Raw genomic sequence first — 17735 nt, 5'->3', positions numbered from 1 at the left:
TCCCCGCGCCTCATGGCTCCCACCGCAAAGACCCTGCGCGACGCCCGGTCCCTGACCGAGGCTGGACTGGTCCCGCCCGAGCGCCTGCCGGCGCTGGAGGCGGTGGCGGCGCGCTACGCGGTGGCGATCACCCCGGCGATGGCCGAGCTGATCGATCCCACGAACGACGATGACCCGATCGCCCGCCAGTTCATCCCCTCTTCGGAAGAGCTGATCGCCAGCCCCGGCGAGGACGGCGACCCGATCGGCGACGATATCCACAGCCCTGTGGATGGAATCGTGCATCGCTACCCCGACCGGGTGCTGCTGAAGCCGACCCATACCTGCGCGGTCTATTGCCGGTTCTGCTTCCGCCGCGAGATGGTCGGGCCCGAGGGGCTGTCGAACCTGACCCCGGCCCAGCTGGACGCCGCCTTCGCCTATATCGCCAGCCGCCCCCAGATCTGGGAGGTCATCGTCACCGGCGGCGATCCGTTCGTGCTGTCGCCCCGGCGCCTGGCCGAGCTGATGGACCGGCTGGACGCCATTCCGCACGTCAAGATCGTCCGCTTCCACACCCGCGTGCCGGCGGTGGATCCGGGCGCCGTGACCGACGAGCTGGTGGCGGCGCTGAAGCGCACGACCAAGACCGTTTATGTCGCCCTGCACGCCAACCACGTCCGCGAACTGACCCCGGCCGCCCGCGCCGCCTGCGCTCGGATCATCGACGCCGGCATCCCGATGCTCTCCCAGACCGTGCTGCTGAAGGGCGTCAACGACGACCCGGCGGTGATGGGCGAGCTGATGCGGGCCTTCGTCGAGACCCGGATCCGGCCATACTACCTGCACCACCACGACTATGCGCCCGGCACCGCCCACCTGCGCACCACGATCGCCGAGGGCCAGGCGATCATGAAGGCCCTGCGCGGCACGGTCTCGGGCCTGGCCCAGCCGACCTATGTGCTGGATATCCCCGGCGGCCACGGCAAGGTGCCGGTCGGTCCCGCCTATGTCGATGGCGGATCGGTCGAGGATCCGAATGGGACCGCTCACCCCTACCCGCCTGCCCCCGAAGCCTAGGCCCGGCAAGGCTTTGCGGCCGCGCTCTCGCTGCATCGCAGCAAATTCTGGACGAGAGCAGTGTTTCTCGTGCTAGAAAAGTCGGCATATCCGAGGATCCGGTCGCGTCAGTCGACGCGAATTCAAGCGAAGGCTTGGCTTTTATGAGTGAAATCAAATCGGTCGGCATTATCGGCGCCGGCCAGATGGGGTCGGGCATCGCGCATGTCGTCGCCCTGGGCGGCTACGACGTGTGGCTTCATGACGTCTCGCGCGAGCGGATCGACGCCGGCCTGGCCTTGATCGAGAAGAACCTGGCCCGCCAGGTCGGTCGCGGCATCATCGACGATGACGCGATGAAGACGGCCCTGGCCCGCATCAAGCCGGCCGAAGGTCTAGAGGCGATCGGCGCCACCGACCTGGCCATCGAGGCGGCGACCGAGAACGAGGAGATCAAGAAGTCGATCTTCCGCAGCCTGCAGCCGTACCTGACGCCCACCACGATCCTGGCGTCGAACACCTCGTCGATCTCGATCACGCGCCTGGCCTCGGCCACGGACCGCCCCGAGCGCTTCATCGGCCTGCACTTCATGAACCCGGTGCCGTTGATGAAGCTGGTGGAGATCATCCGCGGCATCGCCACGGACGTCCCGACCTATGAGCGCGCCGTGTCCTTCGCCCAGTCGCTGGGCAAGATCACGTCCAACGCCGAAGACTTCCCCGCCTTCATCGTCAACCGCGTGCTGGTGCCGATGATCAACGAGGCGATCTACACCCTGTACGAAGGGGTCGGCACCGTCGACGCCATCGACACGGCGATGAAGCTGGGCGCCAACCATCCGATGGGCCCGCTGGAGCTGGGCGACTTCATCGGCCTGGACACCGTGCTGAGCATCATGAACGTGCTCTACGAAGGCCTGGCCGACAGCAAGTACCGCCCCTGCCCGCTATTGGTGAAATATGTCGAGGCCGGCTGGCTGGGCAAGAAGACCGGTCGCGGCTTCTACGACTATCGCGGCGAGGTCCCGGTCCCGACGCGGTAACGGCGTCTTCCGCATCCGATACGACAAAGCCCGCCCCGGTCTCCCGGAGCGGGCTTTTTCTTTGGAGTTCGAAGGCCCTTAGCCCGCCCCCATCGCCACGGCGATGTGATAGGTCGCGAACGAGGCCAGATAGGCCAAACCGGTCATGTACAGGAACATCACGGTCGGCCAGGTCCAGCCGTTGGTCTCGCGCTTGACCACGCCCAGGGTCGCCGCGCACTGGGGCGCGAAGATGTACCAGGACAGGAACGACAGAGCCGTGGCCAGCGACCACTTGCCGGCCAGCAGGACGCCCAGCTTGGTGCCCGCGTCGTCGTCGCCGCCGACCGCGTAGACCGTGCCCAGCGCCGCCACCGCGACCTCGCGGGCCGCGAAGCCCGGGATCAGGGCGATGGTCATCTGCCAGTTGAAGCCGATCGGAGCCATGACCGGCGCGATCAGGTGACCGATCCGGCCGGCGAAGCTGTAGTCGATGGCCGGGCCCGTCGCGCCTTCCGGCGGATAGGGGAAGGTCGACAGCACCCAGACCAGCACCATCAGCGGCAGGATGATGCGGCCGGCGCGGTTCAGGAAGATCTGCGCGCGGGTCCACAGGTTCAGCAGGACATTGCGCGGCTCGGGCCAGCGATAGGTCGGCAGTTCCATCATGAAGGGCTCGACCGCGCCGCGCCAGAAGACGCTGCGGATGACGAACGACACCACCAGGGCGCTGACGATGCCGCCGGCATAGAGGCCGAACATCACCAGGCCCTGCAGGGACAGGAAGCCCCAGACGGTGTGGTTCGGGATAAAGGCGCTGATGATCAGGGTGTAGACCGGGATCCGCGCCGAGCAGGTCATCAGCGGGGCGACCAGGATGGTGGTCAGGCGGTCGTGCTTGTTGTCGATCACCCGCGTCGACATGATCCCGGGGATGGCGCAGGCGAAGCTGCTGAGCAGCGGGATGAACGCCCGCCCGTGCAGGCCGGCGCCGCCCATGATCTTGTCCATCAGGAAGGCCGCGCGGGCCATGTAGCCGCTGTCTTCCAAGAGCAGGATGAAGAAGAACAGGATCAGGATCTGCGGCAGGAACACCAGCACGCTGCCGACGCCGGCGATCAGGCCGTCGGCGATGAAGCTGGCCAGCAGGCCGTGCGGCAGGGTCTCGCCCACCCAGCCGGCCAGGCTGGCGAAGGCGCCGTCGATGGCGTCGGCCGGGACCGTGGCCCAGGTGAACACCGCCTGGAACATCACGAACAGCAAGGTGAACAGGATGGCCAGGCCCGCGATCGGGTGCAGCAGCACGTCGTCGACCTTGCCGGTGACCGTATCGGGCCGCTCGGGCGGCTTCACGCAGGCCTTGAAGATGCGCTGGGCCTCGGCGTGGGCCGAGCGGATCTCGCCGGCGGTCGGCTCGTGCCAGACGTTCTCGGCCTCGACGGCGCGGGCATCGACGATGGCCTCGACCTTTTCCAGCAGCTCGGGCAGGCCGCGCTTGCGGGTGGCCACCGTGGTGACGATCGGCGCGCCGATCTCCTTGGACAGTTGCTCCAGGTCGATACGCAGACCCTGGCGCTGGGCGATGTCGAACATGTTGAGGGCCAGCACGAACGGGCGGCCCACCTGCTTCAGCTCGAGAACCAGGCGCAGCACCATGCGCAGGTTGGTGGCGTCGGCCACGCAGACCAGGCAGGCGGGCGCGGTCTCGCCTTCCAGCTTGCCCAGCACGGCGTCGCGAGTGACGACCTCGTCGGGGCTGCGGGCGCGCAAGGAATAGGTGCCGGGCAGGTCCAGCACGCGCAGCGCGCGGCCAGACGCCGTGGTCAGCGAGCCTTCCTTCCGCTCGACCGTGACGCCGGCGTAGTTGGCCACCTTCTGGCGGCTGCCGGTCAGGGCGTTGAACAGCGCGGTCTTGCCGGAGTTGGGATTGCCGACCAGGGCGATCCGAGTGGTGGTGTTCTGAGCGGGGGTGTCGGAAACGTCGACAGCGGTATCGAGCGCCAAGGTCTTAACGTCCGTCGAATTTCACAGAGACCGCGCCGGCCTCGCGGCGGCGCAAAGCCACCCGGGTGTCGTCCACGCGCACGGCGATCGGGTCGCGGCCGAACAGGCCCTCGTGCAGCACCTCGATCGTCGCGCCTTCCACGAAACCCATCTCCAGCAGGCGGCGCTCCAGCTCCTCGGCGGCGACGGCCTCGGCCGCGCCCGAGACGCCGGTCACGCGGGCGATCACGCCACGGTCACCGCGCCGGGCCGAGGCCAGGGGACGCAGACCGCCGGGATCGCTCTCGGCCGGGTTGAATTCAGAGGACAACGCATACGCTTCGGACATAATGGCTCCGATTAGATTGCGAACGATTATCAGTCGAAGAGACCAATGTCGATTCAGCGATCCTGGCGTTTTGAGGTATGCTCAGCACTTAAGGGCTGTTGGGACCGAATGGCGCAGGGTCGTTAATAGATTCGACTCTTCGAACGCCGCTCGGTCTGATTACGTGTTTCGATTCGTGTGGGCGGATTATGCGTAGGCTGATGCTGGGGCTCCTGACGGGGGCCTATCTTTGTCTGGCTCTGATCGTCTCCCTCTTCCTCTGGAGGATGGGCGCGACGCCGGCTGTCGGCGTCTCGGCCTTCATCGGCACGCTGGGCCTGTGCTTCGCCTTCCACGGCCTGCTGGGCCAAACCTTCCTGGCCGCCGCCCTGCGCGGCGACATCGACACCGTGCGTGAAGCCCACGCCATCCTCCTGGACCAGATCGAGAAGGTCGACGCCCGCGTGTCGGACCTGGTCGAGACCGTCGCCGCCGACGCCCAGCGCCGCACCGAGGAACTGTCGACCGAGGTCCACCAGCTGGAAGACATGATCTCCCAGATGAGCGACCGGATGGAGCAGCAGCTCAGCCACCAGGTCGCCGCCGCCTCGGCCCGCAGCCAGGGCAGCATTGGCCGCGAGCGCGCGCCGCAGGCCAGCCACATGCTGCAGGTCGTGCAGGACGCCCTGGCCGAGAACCGCGTCGATCTGTACCTGCAGCCGATCGTCAGCCTGCCCCAGCGCCGGACCGTCTTCTACGAAAGCTTCTCGCGCCTGCGCGACGAGACCGGCCGCGTGATGATGCCGGCCGAATATCTGGCCGTGGCCGAGCCCGAGGGCCTGATGACGGCCATCGACAACCTGCTGCTGTTCCGCTGCGTGCAGATCGTGCGCCGCCTGGCCAAGCAGGACCGCAAGATCGGCATCTTCTGCAACATCTCGCTGGCCAGCCTGGGCGACGAGAGCTTCTTCCCGCAGTTCCTGGAATTCATGCAGGGCAACAAGGACCTGGCCGGCGCGGTGATCTTCGAGCTGGGCCAGGCGGCGTTCGAGCGCCGTGGTCCGGTCGAGGCCCGCCACATGGCTCGCCTGGCCAGCCTGGGCTTCAGCTTCAGCCTGGACAAGGTCAACGACCTGGACCTGGACTTCCAGGACCTGGCCCGCGCCGACGTGAAGTACCTGAAGGTCGGCGCCCAGATGATGCTGGACCAGCTGGAAGAGCAGGACGGCAAGCTGGTCATCGCCTCGCTGCCCGACCTGAACGCCAGCGACTTCGCCGCCCTGACCCGCCGCTACGGCATCGAGGTCATCGTCGAGAAGGTCGAGGCCGAGAAGCAGATCGTCGACATCCTGGATCTCGACATCGGCTACGGCCAAGGCCACCTGTTCGGCGAACCCCGCGCCATCCGCGACGCCGTCCTGGCCGAGGCCGAGCCGCCGCAGGACTTCATGCGCGGCGCCCTGCGCCGCCGCGCGGTGGGCTGGTAAGCTTTACCGCCATTTCGTGACTGTCCAGGCCTTCGGAGCCGACGGCAGCTTGCGGCACGGCAGGGTCGCGACGACCTGGCCCTGATAGCCCAGCGGCACCTTGCCCGTGTCCGAGGCGCACAACGCGGTCACCGCATCGAACGCGGCCGAGGCGTCCTTGATGATGTCGTGGCCGGCCACCTGGTCGACCTTCGGATTGCCGTTGGCCGGTCCGCAGCGGTCGCCGGTGTCCAGCGTGATGTGGTCGCCCTGGCCGCCGAAGAAGCCATACTCGCCCTTACACAGCGGCCCCAGCAAAGCGAACATCAGCGCGCCACGCTCGGCGACAGCCGAACGCGCTGGCGTCACCGTCGCGCCCAGACCGTTCAAGGCCACCGTAACGCGGCTCCAGCGATCGCCTTGTCCCGGCTGCATTAGCAGGCGCAGCGGATCTTCGTCCGCCTCGCTCAATCCCGCCGACGCCATGAAGTCCTTGACCCCATAGTGATGGTTGCCCGTCCCGGCGTGGCCGAAGACCTCGCGCCAGGCATCCAGCACGTCGCGCTTGCCGCCCGAGGCGGCGCGCAGCTTGAGGTCCGCCGTCCACTGGATCACGACGCCGCAGTCATAGACGGCCTTGTTGCGGCGCGGCCCGTGCTCGGCCAGGTCCTTGTCGCCCAGCGCTGCGGCGCAGGCCGTCAGGCGTTCGGCCAGGGCCTGGCCCACCGCCGCCTCGCCACGGGTCCCCAGTTCGCGCGTGGCCAGCAGCGACGCATATTCGGCCGCGCCCTCGTGCAGCCACGGCGCGCTCTCGGCGTCGCCCGAGGCCAGGAACCGGCTGTTCCGGAAGTGGAAGGTCTCGTGCGCGACGAAGCCCGACACCGCCGCCGCCTCTTCCGAGCCCGGCGTGGCGGGACCGAAGAAGCGCAGCGACATCATCGGGCCGTCGACCGTGTCGCCCTGCCAGCCGCCGCCGGCGAATTCCGGCACGCGCGTAGTGATCAGCACGGGCCTGGCCGGCAGTCCGACGCCCAGGCGGCGCTGGTAGTAGGCCGCCGTGCCCTGGCCGGCCTTGGCGATCTGGGCGCGCAGCTCCGAGCTGACGTTCGGGGCCGCGACGAAGGTCGCCGCGCCGTCGCTGACCAGGCTGGATGGGCCAACATAGACATAGCCCGCCAGCGAGACCTTGCCAGCCTTGGCCTTGGGCAGCGCCTGCCAGCCCTTCTTGGCGATCACGGTCGCAGCGGGCGCGGGCGTCGTCTGGCCAGCGAATAAGGGCCATAGATCTGCCAGCCCTCGCCCACCCGCGTCAGGGCCGGGTAGCGCCGGTCGCGCGGCGCGGTGTCAGGGGTCAGCTGGATCGTGAAGCTGGAGAAAGCCTTGCCGTCGCGACGGCTCAGCACGCCGTCCTTCAGCACCATGTCGGCGGTGGGACGCCAGGTGTCCTGCCGGACGTCGTCGGCATTTTCCTCGAAGGCGAAGCGGGTAGCGGCCTCGGGCAGGACCACCTCGGCGGTCACCCCTTGGGCGTTGGGCGTCAGGGTCACTCGGGCGCCGGGTCCGGCCAAAGCGGGCGAGGCCATCAAGGCCAAGGCCAAACCACACACAGCTGAACGCATGTCTTCCCCCCGAAGCGCCATCTCTGGTTAGGGCGCCGCGCCAGGGGGCCGCAAGCCGCCATCACTGCTGACAGCTTTGGGTCTGCGGCCGCAAGCATCGGAATGATCCTGGGCGCGAGCTGGCGCATGGTCTCTGCACGAAAGGAGACCAACCTATGACGACCTACCAGAACGACGACGCCCGCTGGGACGCCATGCGCGCCAAGGATCGCGCGGCTGAAGGCGCCTTCTATATCGGCGTGCGCACCACTGGCGTCTATTGCGTCGCCAGCTGCGGCGGCCGTCCGTTGCGCAAGAACGTCAGCTTCTATCCCACCCGCGAGGACGCCCGCGCCGCCGGCCTGCGCGCCTGCCTGCGCTGCAAGCCCGACCTGAACCGCGAGACCCTGCGCTGGGCGGTCGGCCAGACCAGTCTGGGGCTGGCGCTGGTGGCCCGCTCCGAGGCCGGCCTGCGGCTGGTGACGCTGGGTGACGACGCGGCGGCGTTGCAGGCGGATCTGGAGAAGCGCTTCAAGCACGCGCGGATCGTGCCGGACGCGGAGGGCTTGGCGGCCGACCTTAAGGCGGTGGCGGACTTGGTCGACCATCCCGACCACACCCTCAGCCTGCCGATCGACGACCAGGGCACCGAGCTGCAGAAGGCCGTCTGGGCCGCCCTGCGCGAGATCCCCGCCGGCCAGACGGCGTCCTATGCCGACATCGCCCGCGCGATCGGCCGCCCCACCGCCTTCCGCGCCGTGGCCCAGGCCTGCGGAGCCAATCCGCTGGCGGTGATCACCCCCTGCCACCGCGTGGTCCGCGCCGACGGCGGCCTGTCCGGCTACCGCTGGGGCGTCGAGCGCAAGCGGGCCCTGCTGGCGCGGGAGGCGGCGTGACCCTGGACTGGAGCCGCATTTCCGCCGAGCTGGATGCGCGCGGCTGGGCCTTGACCGGCCCGATGCTGAAGCCCGAGACCTGCGCGGCGATCGCCGATCTCTATCCGCAGGACGCGGGCTTCCGCAGCCGGGTGGTGATGGCTCGCCACGGCTTCGGACGCGGCGAGTACAAGTACTTCAGCTATCCCCTGCCGGAGGTCGTGCAGCGGCTCCGGCAGGGGCTGTACGGGCCTTTGTCAGGGATCGCCAACGCCTGGGCCGAGCGGCTGGGTGACGAGCGGCGGTTTCCGGAGGCGCTGGACGACATGCTGGCGAGGTGCCGCGATGCGGGCCAGGCGCGGCCGACGCCGTTGCTGCTGACCTACGGGCCGGGCGACTACAATTGCCTGCACCAGGATCTGTACGGCGAACACGTCTTTCCGCTGCAGGCGGCGTTCCTGCTGGACGAGCCGGGGCGGGACTTCGACGGCGGCGAATTCGTGATTGTCGAGCAGCGGCCGAGACAGCAGTCGGCGCCGCAGGTGGTGCCCCTCAGGCAGGGTGAGGGGGTGATCTTCGCGGTGCGCGAGCGGCCGGCGGAGGGGACGCGGGGCGTGCACCGGCGGGTGTTGCGGCATGGGGTGAGTGAAATCCGCTCAGGCCGCCGACGCACTCTGGGCGTGATCTTCCACGACGCGACGTAGAACGCCCCCTCCGTCACGTCGCCTATCGGCGCCGCGCCACCTCCCCCGCAAGCGGGGCAGGAGAAGAGCAGCTTCCTCCTCCCCCGTAAAACGGGGGAGGTGCCCCGAAGGGGCGGAGGGGGCGCTCTACGGCCTCACCCCAGCGGCGACACCCCGAACAACACCCGGTGCAGGACCAGCACGAACACCGCCCACAGCATCGTTCCCGCGAACACCGCGATCACATCCGCCCTCGGCTTCACTACCACCGGCGCCGGCTCCCCGCGCCGCAGCGCCGAGATTAGGTCCAGGATCGCCCACACCAGAAACGCCCCGAACAGCGTCACCGACGCCTGGTCCCCGTTGGCCAGCAAATGCCCGGCCGACCAGAAGATCACCCCCAGCAGCATCGGGTGGCGCACCGTGGCCTTGATCCGGCCCGTCGGCGCATTGGCGGTCGGCATCAGGATGAACGCGACCCAGACCAGCGCCAGGGTCGCGTGGCGGCCCCAGGTCGGCGGGTCGTAGAGCTGCGGCGCGGCCGGCCGGGCCAGGATCCAGCCCCAGATGATCAGCCCTAAGCCCACGAACGAGACCAGGGTGTAGAGCCCCTTCCAGCGCTTGGGATTGGCGGCGACCTGCGCGTCGCGGAACGGTCCGGCCAGGATCCGCACCGAGTGAATCCCTAAGAACACCACCAGACCCAGGATCAAAATCGTCATCGGCCCCTCCCCTTGATGCGCGGAGGATAGTCACGGAACGCGGGTCTCCGAAAGCTTGACCTCACGACCCTTGAATACGCGACGTCAGGGGATAGCTGAGACCCTGGCGACATTGACGCCTCGCCCCTGGATCGTTACCGCCCAAGCCATGATGGACTTCCCCGCCGGCCTTTCCGCCCTTTCCGACCGCTACGACGTCGTGCTGTGCGACGTCTGGGGCGTGATCCACAATGGGGTCGCCAGCTTCCCCGAAGCCTGCGACGCGCTGACGAAGTGGGGCGAGACCAAGGGGCCGGTGGTGTTGATCTCCAACTCGCCGCGCCCGTCGGCCGACGTGGTGGCGCAGCTGGACAGCCTGGGCGTGCCGCGCTCGGCCTGGAGCGGTTTCGTGACCTCCGGCGACGCCACCCAGGCGCTGTTGCGGGCCCGCGCGCCCGGCAAGGTCTGGAAGATCGGCCCCGCGCGCGATGAGGTGCTGTACGAGGGCATGGCCCTGACGGACGGCGGCTGCGAGGACGCCGACTTCATCTCGTGCACCGGCCTCTATGAGGACGAGAAGGAAGTCCCCGAGGACTACCGCGACCGCCTGAAGGTCGCCGCCGACCGGGGTCTGCTGTTCATCTGCGCCAATCCCGATCGCGTCGTGCAGCGCGGCGACCGGCTGATCTTCTGCGCCGGCGCCCTGGCCGACCTCTATGAAAGCCTGGGCGGCAAGGTGGTCATGGCCGGCAAGCCGTTCGGCGCCATCTACGACCTGTCGCTGGCCAAGGCCGCCGAGTTGCTGGGTCGTCCCGTCGATCGCGACCGGATCCTCTGCATCGGCGACGGCGTCATCACCGACGTGAAGGGCGCCCACGACCAGCAGCTGGCCTGCCTGTTCGTCGCCAAGGGCATCCATGGCGAAAAAGCCGTCGGTCCGGACGGCCAGCTGGTCCCCGACGCCGTCCACGCCCTGCTGGACGCCGAGGCCGTGGGCGCGACCCACGCCATCGGCGATCTGGTCTGGTAGGAGGTCGGCTATGCAGGGGAAATTCCTAGAAGAGCTCAGCGTCGGCCAGTCGGCCCAGCTGGTCCGCACCGTCGGCGAGGCCGACATCGTCGCTTTCGCGGAAGTGACCGGCGACACCAATCCGGTGCACCTGGACGCCGACTATGCGGCGACCACCAGCTTTGGCCAGCGCATCGCCCACGGCATGCTGTCGGCCGGCTATATCTCGGCGGTGCTGGGCACGCAGCTGCCCGGTCCCGGCGCGATCTATCTGACCCAAGGCCTGCGCTTCCGCCGCCCCGTGAAGATCGGCGACGAGGTCACCGCGATCGTCACCGTCACCGAGATCAACGAAAGTAAGGCTCAAGTGACGCTGTCGACCGTCTGCAAGGTCAATGGCAAGGCCGTCGTCGACGGCGAAGCCACCGTCATGGTTCCGCGCAAGGCCGCCTGATGCCCCTGAAGACGATCAACGCCTGGAAGAACCTGGCCGCCGAAGAGCGCGGCGCCGCCGTGGCCCTGGGCAATTTCGACGGCGTGCATCGCGGCCACCAGCAGGTGATCGCCCAAGCCGCCAAAGCCGCCCTGGCGCAGCACACGCCGCTGGGCGTGGTCACCTTCGATCCGCACCCGCGCCGCCTGTTCCGCCCGACCGAGCCGGCCTTCAAGCTGATGACCCACGGCCAGCAGGCCCGCGCCCTGGGTGGCCTGGGCGTCGACCTGCTGTACCTGCTGCCGTTCGACTTCGAGATGGCCAGCTTCGGCGACCGCGAGTTCGTCGAGAAGGTCCTGGTCGAGGGCCTGGGCGTGAAACACGTCGCCGTCGGCTTCGACATCTCGTTCGGCCGAGGCCGCAGCGGCAGCGCCGAACTGATGAAGGCCTATGGCGACGAGTATGGCTTCACCGTCTCGGTGGCCGAGCCGGTCGCCAGCCGTGATGGCGACAAGTTCTCGTCCACCGGCGTCCGCGACGCCCTGCGCGACGGCCAGCCCGACCAGGCAGCCCGCATTCTCGGACGCCCCTTCGCCATCGAGGGCGTGGTGCGCCGGGGCCAGCAGCTGGGCCGCCAGCTGGGCTTCCCGACCGCCAATGTCGAGGTCGAGGACTATGTCGTGCCGCGCCTGGGCGTCTACGCCACCCGCACCCGCCTGCCCGACGGCCGCGAGGTCCCCGGCGTGGCCAACCTGGGCAACAACCCCACGACGGGCATCGTCGAGACCCGGCTGGAGACCTGGCTGTTCGACTTCGACGAGGACCTGTACGGCCAGATCATCGAGACCGACCTGATCGCCTTCCTGCGCCCCGAACTCAAGTTCGACAGCCTGGAGCTGATGATCGAGCAGATCCACAAGGACGAGCAGGCGGCGCGGGCGATCGTGGCGCCGGGGTTCTAGTTCCTTCTCCCGCAAGGGGAGAAGGGGTTTCCCAAGCGCCGCCGCCCCGTTAACCTTGTTTAACGGCAGGGTGGGGACCGATGCTCAAGGGGCGCAAGTACCAGCAGTTCGCGCGGGCGAAACACGGGGTGACCAGGCGTCGCCACGAGATCCTCGCCTATCCCGAGGGCGCCCAGTTCGTGTTCGACACGGGCAAGGCGGTCGAGGTCGAGGGCGGCTATTGCGCCCTGCCCGACGGTGATCTGCTGGACGCTTATTCCAACGCCGTGGTCCGCGCCGTCGAGCGGATCGGGCCCAGCGTCGTGCGCATCCATCCGATGCTGGAAGACCCCCGGATGTCCGGCGTCGGCTCGGGCTTCGTCATCGGGTCCGACGGCTTGATCCTGACCAACAGCCACGTGATCCAAGGCGCCAGCCGCTACATCGTGATCAATGCAGAGGGCCGCAGCTTCACCGCCCGCTGCGTGGGCGATGATCCCGACACCGATCTGGCCGTCATCAAGATCGACCAGGCCGTCAACCTGCCGGTCGCCAAGCTGGGCGACTCCAAGAAGCTGCGGCGCGGCCAGCTGGTCATCGCCGTCGGCGCGCCGCTGGGCTTCGAGGCCACGGTGACCACCGGCGTGGTCTCGGCGATGGGCCGCAGCTTGCGCGGCGAGCGCGGCCGGCTGATCGAGGACCTGATCCAGACCGACGCGGCGCTCAATCCCGGCAACAGCGGCGGGCCGCTGGTCAATTCCACCGGCGAGGTGATCGGCATCGCCACGGCGATCATCGCCGGCTACCAGGGCCTGTGCTTCGCGGTGGCGGCCAACACCGCCCGCTTCGTGATCGCCGAGCTGCTCGAGCACGGCCACGTGCGGCGCGGCTCGATCGGCCTGATCGCCCAGCAGGCCCCGATCCCGCCGGCCCTGGCCAAGGCCACCGGCCTGCACCAGCCCTATGCGGTCTATGTCGCCCATGTCGACGCCGGCGGCCCCGCCGCCAAGGCGGGGATCAAGGAGGGCGACCTGCTGGCCGCGGCTGGCGGCCAGGTCCTGACTGGGCTTGATGATCTGCTGCGGGCCCTGGACCACCACAGCATCGGGCGGCCGACGGACTTCCTGGTCATCCGCAATGCGCGGCTGATGACAGTGGCGGTGACGCCGAAGCTGCGGAAGCCGGGGGCTTAGCCGAGATCCTCCCCCGCGATGCGGGGGAGGTGGCCCAGAGGGCCGGAGGGGGCTAACGCGGCATATGCCCAGCTCGCCCCCTCAGTCGCTCCGCGACAGCTCCCCCGTATCACGGGGGAGCATCTATTGGCTCAGCGCCATCCCTCTGCTATCCCCGCTCCCCATGAGTTCCGTTCGGAATACAGCGCGAATTATCCGCCCGGCGTGACGCCGCCGGTCAGGCTTGCGCGCGCGCCGGGTTTTCAGTCCGCGCCCCTCCCGAACTTCCAACTTGGATAGCTATTCCATGGCCGACGACGCCACGACCGCCCGCGACTATCGCGAAACCGTCTTCCTTCCCGACACCCCGTTCCCGATGCGCGGGGGCCTGCCCAAGAAGGAGCCCGAGATCCTGGAGGGCTGGGCCGCCCTGTCGCCCAAGGGCCTTTACGGCGCCGTGCGCGCCAAGCGCCAGGCCGACGGCGCGCCGCTGTTCGTGCTGCACGACGGCCCACCCTACGCCAATGGCGCGATCCACATCGGTCACGCCCTGAACAAGACACTGAAGGACTTCGTGGTCCGCTCGCGCTTTGCTTTGGGCTTCGACGTCGACTACGTGCCGGGCTGGGACTGCCACGGCCTGCCGATCGAGTGGAAGATCGAGGAGCAGTTCCGCGCCAAGGGCCGCCGCAAGGACGAGGTCCCGGCCGAGGAATTCCGCCGCGAATGCCGCGCCTATGCCGGCGGCTGGATCGAGGCCCAGAAGGTCGAGTTCCAGCGCCTGGGCATCCTGGGCGACTGGTGGAACCGCTACGCCACCATGGACTTCACCAGCGAAGCCACGATCGTCGCCGAGTTCCACAAGTTCCTTGAGACCGGCCAGCTCTATCGCGGCTCCAAGCCGGTGATGTGGAGCCCGGTCGAGCGCACGGCCCTGGCCGACGCCGAGATCGAATATCACGACCACGTCTCGCCCACGATCTGGGTGAAGTTCCCGGTCGTCGAGGGCTCGGACGCCGCCGTCGGCGCCAAGCTGGTGATCTGGACCACCACGCCGTGGACCATCCCCGCCAACCGCGCGGTCTCGTACAACCCCGACATCCCGTACGCCGTCTATGAGGTCACGGCCCTGGAGGAGAACCTCGAGTTCGCCCCCTGGTCGACCGTCGGCGATCGCCTGATCGTGGCCGAGAAGCTGGCCGAGGAGGTCTTCAAGGCCGCCAAGGTCGCGGCCTTCAAGAAGGTCGAAGCCGTCGACTGCGAAGGCATGGTCCTGGCCCACCCGCTGGCCGACCTCGACACCCACTTCGGCTATGCCGTGCCGATGCTGGCCGGCGACCACGTGACCGACGACGCCGGCACCGGCTTCGTCCACACCGCCCCGGGCCACGGCGCCGACGACTACAATGTCTGGCTGGCCCACGGTCATCGCGAGATCCCCGACACCGTCGATCCGGACGGCGCCTACTACGCGCACGTGCCGATGTTCGGCGGCCTGAAGGTCATCGAGACCGAAGGCAAGAAGACCGGCAAATTCGGTCCGGCCAACGGCGCGGTGATGGACAAGCTGATCGAGGCCGGAAACCTCTTGGCGCGCGGCCGCGTCGAGCACAGCTATCCGCACAGCTGGCGCTCGAAGGCTCCGGTGATCTTCCGCAACACCCCGCAGTGGTTCATCCGCATGGACCACGCGGTGGACAGCCTGGGCGGCAAGACCCTGCGCGAGACGGCCGTGCAGGCCATCGCCGACACCGCCTTCCACCCCGACGCGGGCCGCAACCGCATCGGCTCGATGGTCGAGACGCGTCCCGACTGGCTGGTCAGCCGCCAGCGCAACTGGGGCACGCCCCTGGCCATGTTCGTGGACAAGCACACCGGCCACCCGCTGAACGATCCGGCGGTCAACGCCCGCATCCTGGACGCCATCCGCGAAGGTGGCGCCGACGCCTGGTTCACGCGTCCCGACGCCGACTTCCTGGGCGTGCACGACCCGGCCCAGTACGAGAAGATCACCGACATCCTGGATGTCTGGTTCGACTCGGGCTGCACCCACGCCTTCACGATCGAAGGCCGCGACGACAGCGCCTGGCCGGCCGACCTGTATCTCGAAGGCTCCGACCAGCATCGCGGCTGGTTCCAATCGTCGCTGCTCGAAGGCTGCGGCTCGCGCGGCCGCGCGCCCTACAAGGCGGTTCTCACCCACGGGTTCACCCAGGACGAGAACGGCGAGAAGATGTCCAAGTCCAAGGGCAACACCGTCGAGCCGCAGACCATCACCAAGGAAAGCGGCGCCGAGATCCTGCGTCTGTGGGCGGCGATGGTCGACTATTCGGAAGACCAGCGGATCGGCAAGACGATCCTGGCCACGACGACGGACGCCTATCGCAAGCTGCGCAACACCACGCGCTACCTGCTGGGCGCCCTGGCCGGCTTCGACGAGGCCGAGCGGGTCACGAACTACGCCGACTTCCCGCCGCTGGAGAAGTACATCCTGCACCGCCTGTGGGAACTGGATCGCGACGTCCGCGCCGCCTACGAGAGCTACCGTTTCAGCGACGTGGTCCGGCCGCTGATCGAGTTCTGCCAGGGGGATCTCTCCACCCTGTTCTTCGACATCCGCAAGGACAGCCTGTACTGCGACCGCCCCGACGCCATCCGTCGCCGAGCCTATCGCACGGTGCTGGACTATGTGTTCGAGCGCCTGACCATCTGGCTGTCGCCGCTGACCAGCTTCACCATGGAAGAGGCGTGGCAGACGCGCTTCCCCGACGCCGGCTCCAACAGCCTGCGGGTGATCCCGGTGACGCCGGCCGAGTGGAAGAACGACGCCGAAGCCGCCCGCTGGGCCAAGGTCGAGACCGTGATGTCGGTCGTGACCGGCGCCCTGGAAGTCGAACGCCGCGAAAAGCGTATCGGCTCGGCCCTGGAAGCGGCTCCGGTCGTCCACGTGGCCGACGCCGAGCTGCTGGCCGCCTTCGAGGGCCTGGACGCCGCCGAGGTGTTCCGCACGTCGGCCGCGACCCTGGTCGCCGGTGAAGGCGGCGCGTTCTCGACCGACGAGGTCAAGGGCGTGTCGGTGGATCCGAAACTGGCCGAGGGGAACAAGTGCGCCCGCTCGTGGCGCATCCTGCCGGAGGTGGGAACCGATGCCCGCTATCCGGAGCTTAGCCTTCGCGACGCCGAGGCCGTGGCCTATTGGGACGCGGCGCAAGGCTAGGCATTGGGGCGTAGGACGGTTTAGCTAAGCAGATGAAGTCTATCACTCGCCTGGGCTGGACCGCCTACGCCATCGCCGCCGCCACCGTGGTCCTGGACCAGATCAGCAAGCTGTGGGTCCTGGGCCTGCTGGGCCGCGAGCAGGGCTCGTCCCTGCCGCTGCTGGGCCCGCTGCACCTGACCATGGTCCATAACTACGGCATGAGCTTTGGCCTGCTGCGCGGCAACGACTGGGGCCGCTGGCTGCTGATCGGCTTCTCGATCATCGTGGTGATCGGCCTGGCCTGGTGGGCGCGCAAGGCGACCAAGCTGCTGCCGACCCTCGGCATTGGCATGATCATCGGCGGGGCCATCGGCAACAACCTGATCGACCGGGTGATGTACGGCTATGTCGTCGACTTCATCGACGTCTCGCGCCTGTATTTCCCGTGGGTGTTCAACGTCGCCGACTCGGGGATCTCGATCGGCGTGGCCCTGCTGCTGCTGGACAGCTTCCTGTACGGCGAGAAGAAACTCGCTGAAACGGAGTAGCTTGGCGACTGAATGACGCCGCATTCGCGTGGGAGATTGGCGCCCGCGCGAGGATGTCGTATCGAGAGCGTCCAAAATTTTGGCCGGGGGTCGGCCTGCTGGAGCATGGTTTGATGAGTTTCAATCGGGTCGCGACCATTAGCGCCCTGACCGCCGTGGCCGCGATCGGCATGGCTGGCTGCACCTCGACCCAGAAGGCCCTGGGCATGAGCAAGGTGGTTCCCGACGAATTCCGCGTCGTCAGCAAGGCCCCGCTGGCCGTGCCGCCGGACTACGCCCTGCGCCCGCCGGCGCCCGGCGAGCCGCGTCCGCAAGAGCTGCAGCCGGAAAGCGCCGCGCGCGCCGCCCTGATCGGCCAGAGCAACGCCTCGGGCCGCTCGGAAGGCGAAAAGCTGCTGGTCTCGCGCGCCGGGTCTGAAAAGGCCGATCCGCTGATCCGCTTCGTCGTCGATGACGAGAACGGCGACCTGGCCCACAAGGACGAGAGCTTCGCCAGCAAGGTGATGTTCTGGAAAAAGGGCCAGAAGACCACCAACGTGGCCACCGCCGCCGAGTCGGGCGCCAACGCCCCGGTCGAGGTCGACGCCGCCGCCGAGGAAGCCCGTCTGAAGAAGCTGGTCGGCACGGGTGGCGTGGTCATCAGCCGCGACAAGAAGGGCGGCATCAAGCTGCCGGGCCTCTAAGGCCTGACTGCTCTAAAGATTCGAAAGGCCCGGGACCTCACGGTTCCGGGCCTTTT

At 68.3% G+C, this 17735-nt stretch carries 17 protein-coding genes; 12 read left to right on the top strand and 5 right to left on the bottom strand.

The genetic code is table 11. From position 1 onward, the window contains the following. Positions 1-12 precede the first annotated feature (12 nt). Both AC1RRR_RS15030 and AC1RRR_RS15025 read left to right on the top strand, forming a co-directional pair. Positions 13-1059 (top strand): lysine-2,3-aminomutase-like protein, encoded by a 1047-nt coding sequence (locus AC1RRR_RS15030; protein ID WP_492814269.1) that lies wholly within the window; start codon positions 13-15, stop codon positions 1057-1059. A gap of 143 nt (positions 1060-1202) precedes the next feature. Next, a complete protein-coding gene (locus AC1RRR_RS15025; RefSeq protein WP_492814268.1) occupies positions 1203-2081 on the top strand; it encodes a 3-hydroxybutyryl-CoA dehydrogenase in 879 nt (292 codons plus the stop codon). A gap of 78 nt (positions 2082-2159) precedes the next feature. Here AC1RRR_RS15025 and feoB read toward each other — a convergent pair whose 3' ends face one another. Together feoB and AC1RRR_RS15015 are read right to left on the bottom strand one after the other, a co-directional pair. Next, complete coding sequence (gene feoB / locus AC1RRR_RS15020) at positions 2160-4064, bottom strand: ferrous iron transport protein B (RefSeq protein WP_492814266.1); 1905 nt, start codon at positions 4062-4064, stop codon at positions 2160-2162. 4 nt (positions 4065-4068) lie between these two features. Continuing rightward, positions 4069-4392, bottom strand: coding sequence for a FeoA family protein (locus tag AC1RRR_RS15015; protein ID WP_492814264.1), 324 nt, complete (start codon positions 4390-4392; stop codon positions 4069-4071). Positions 4393-4580: 188 nt separating this feature from the next. Between AC1RRR_RS15015 and tipF the strand changes: the two genes are divergently transcribed. Continuing rightward, positions 4581-5858 carry a flagella assembly cyclic-di-GMP phosphodiesterase TipF gene (tipF, locus tag AC1RRR_RS15010; protein WP_492814263.1) on the top strand — a complete coding sequence of 426 codons (1278 nt, stop codon included), beginning with the start codon at positions 4581-4583 and terminating at the stop codon, positions 5856-5858. A gap of 3 nt (positions 5859-5861) precedes the next feature. On the opposite strand, the gene AC1RRR_RS15005 is transcribed toward tipF, so the two are convergent. Both AC1RRR_RS15005 and AC1RRR_RS15000 read right to left on the bottom strand, forming a co-directional pair. Beyond that, positions 5862-7073, bottom strand: a complete 1212-nt coding sequence (locus AC1RRR_RS15005) for a hypothetical protein (protein ID WP_492814262.1) — start codon at positions 7071-7073, stop codon at positions 5862-5864. Beyond that, positions 7070-7456 (bottom strand): hypothetical protein, encoded by a 387-nt coding sequence (locus tag AC1RRR_RS15000; RefSeq protein WP_492814260.1) that lies wholly within the window; start codon positions 7454-7456, stop codon positions 7070-7072. The genes AC1RRR_RS15005 and AC1RRR_RS15000 overlap by 4 nt, the downstream gene beginning before the upstream one ends. Positions 7457-7611: 155 nt before the next feature. On the opposite strand from AC1RRR_RS15000, the gene AC1RRR_RS14995 reads away from it, so the two are divergent. Then, positions 7612-8331 carry a methylated-DNA--[protein]-cysteine S-methyltransferase gene (locus AC1RRR_RS14995; RefSeq protein WP_492814258.1) on the top strand — a complete coding sequence of 240 codons (720 nt, stop codon included), beginning with the start codon at positions 7612-7614 and terminating at the stop codon, positions 8329-8331. Then, entirely contained in the window at positions 8328-9014 is a 687-nt protein-coding gene (locus tag AC1RRR_RS14990; protein WP_492814256.1) for a 2OG-Fe(II) oxygenase, read from the top strand. Before AC1RRR_RS14995 ends, AC1RRR_RS14990 begins: the two co-directional genes overlap by 4 nt. 134 nt (positions 9015-9148) lie before the next feature. On the opposite strand, the gene AC1RRR_RS14985 is transcribed toward AC1RRR_RS14990, so the two are convergent. Next, a complete protein-coding gene (locus AC1RRR_RS14985) occupies positions 9149-9715 on the bottom strand; it encodes an NnrU family protein (RefSeq protein WP_492814255.1) in 567 nt (188 codons plus the stop codon). 148 nt (positions 9716-9863) lie between these two features. Between AC1RRR_RS14985 and AC1RRR_RS14980 the strand changes: the two genes are divergently transcribed. The 7 genes from AC1RRR_RS14980 (at position 9864) to AC1RRR_RS14950 (ending at position 17679) form a co-directional block, all read left to right on the top strand. Next, positions 9864-10724, top strand: a complete 861-nt coding sequence (locus AC1RRR_RS14980) for a TIGR01459 family HAD-type hydrolase (protein WP_492815254.1) — start codon at positions 9864-9866, stop codon at positions 10722-10724. Between the two features lie 10 nt (positions 10725-10734). Next, the gene (locus AC1RRR_RS14975) at positions 10735-11157 is read left to right on the top strand and encodes a MaoC family dehydratase (protein ID WP_492814254.1); all 423 of its coding nucleotides are present in this window, start codon (positions 10735-10737) and stop codon (positions 11155-11157) included. After that, positions 11157-12098, top strand: a complete 942-nt coding sequence (locus tag AC1RRR_RS14970) for a bifunctional riboflavin kinase/FAD synthetase (RefSeq protein WP_492814252.1) — start codon at positions 11157-11159, stop codon at positions 12096-12098. The genes AC1RRR_RS14975 and AC1RRR_RS14970 overlap by 1 nt, the downstream gene beginning before the upstream one ends. An 80-nt stretch (positions 12099-12178) precedes the next feature. Then, positions 12179-13270, top strand: coding sequence for a S1C family serine protease (locus tag AC1RRR_RS14965; RefSeq protein ID WP_492814250.1), 1092 nt, complete (start codon positions 12179-12181; stop codon positions 13268-13270). Between the two features lie 286 nt (positions 13271-13556). Further along, positions 13557-16466, top strand: coding sequence for an isoleucine--tRNA ligase (gene ileS / locus AC1RRR_RS14960; RefSeq protein ID WP_492814248.1), 2910 nt, complete (start codon positions 13557-13559; stop codon positions 16464-16466). A gap of 32 nt (positions 16467-16498) precedes the next feature. After that, complete coding sequence (gene lspA, locus AC1RRR_RS14955; protein WP_492814247.1) at positions 16499-16996, top strand: signal peptidase II; 498 nt, start codon at positions 16499-16501, stop codon at positions 16994-16996. 113 nt (positions 16997-17109) lie between these two features. Continuing rightward, on the top strand, positions 17110-17679 hold the full coding sequence (locus AC1RRR_RS14950; RefSeq protein ID WP_492814245.1) for a DUF3035 domain-containing protein: 570 nt from the start codon (positions 17110-17112) through the stop codon (positions 17677-17679). The last annotated feature ends 56 nt before the right edge of the window (positions 17680-17735 follow it).

The organism is Caulobacter sp. GW821-FHT12D05, assembly GCF_058807295.1.
This window is presented reverse-complemented; position numbering and strand designations above follow the sequence as displayed.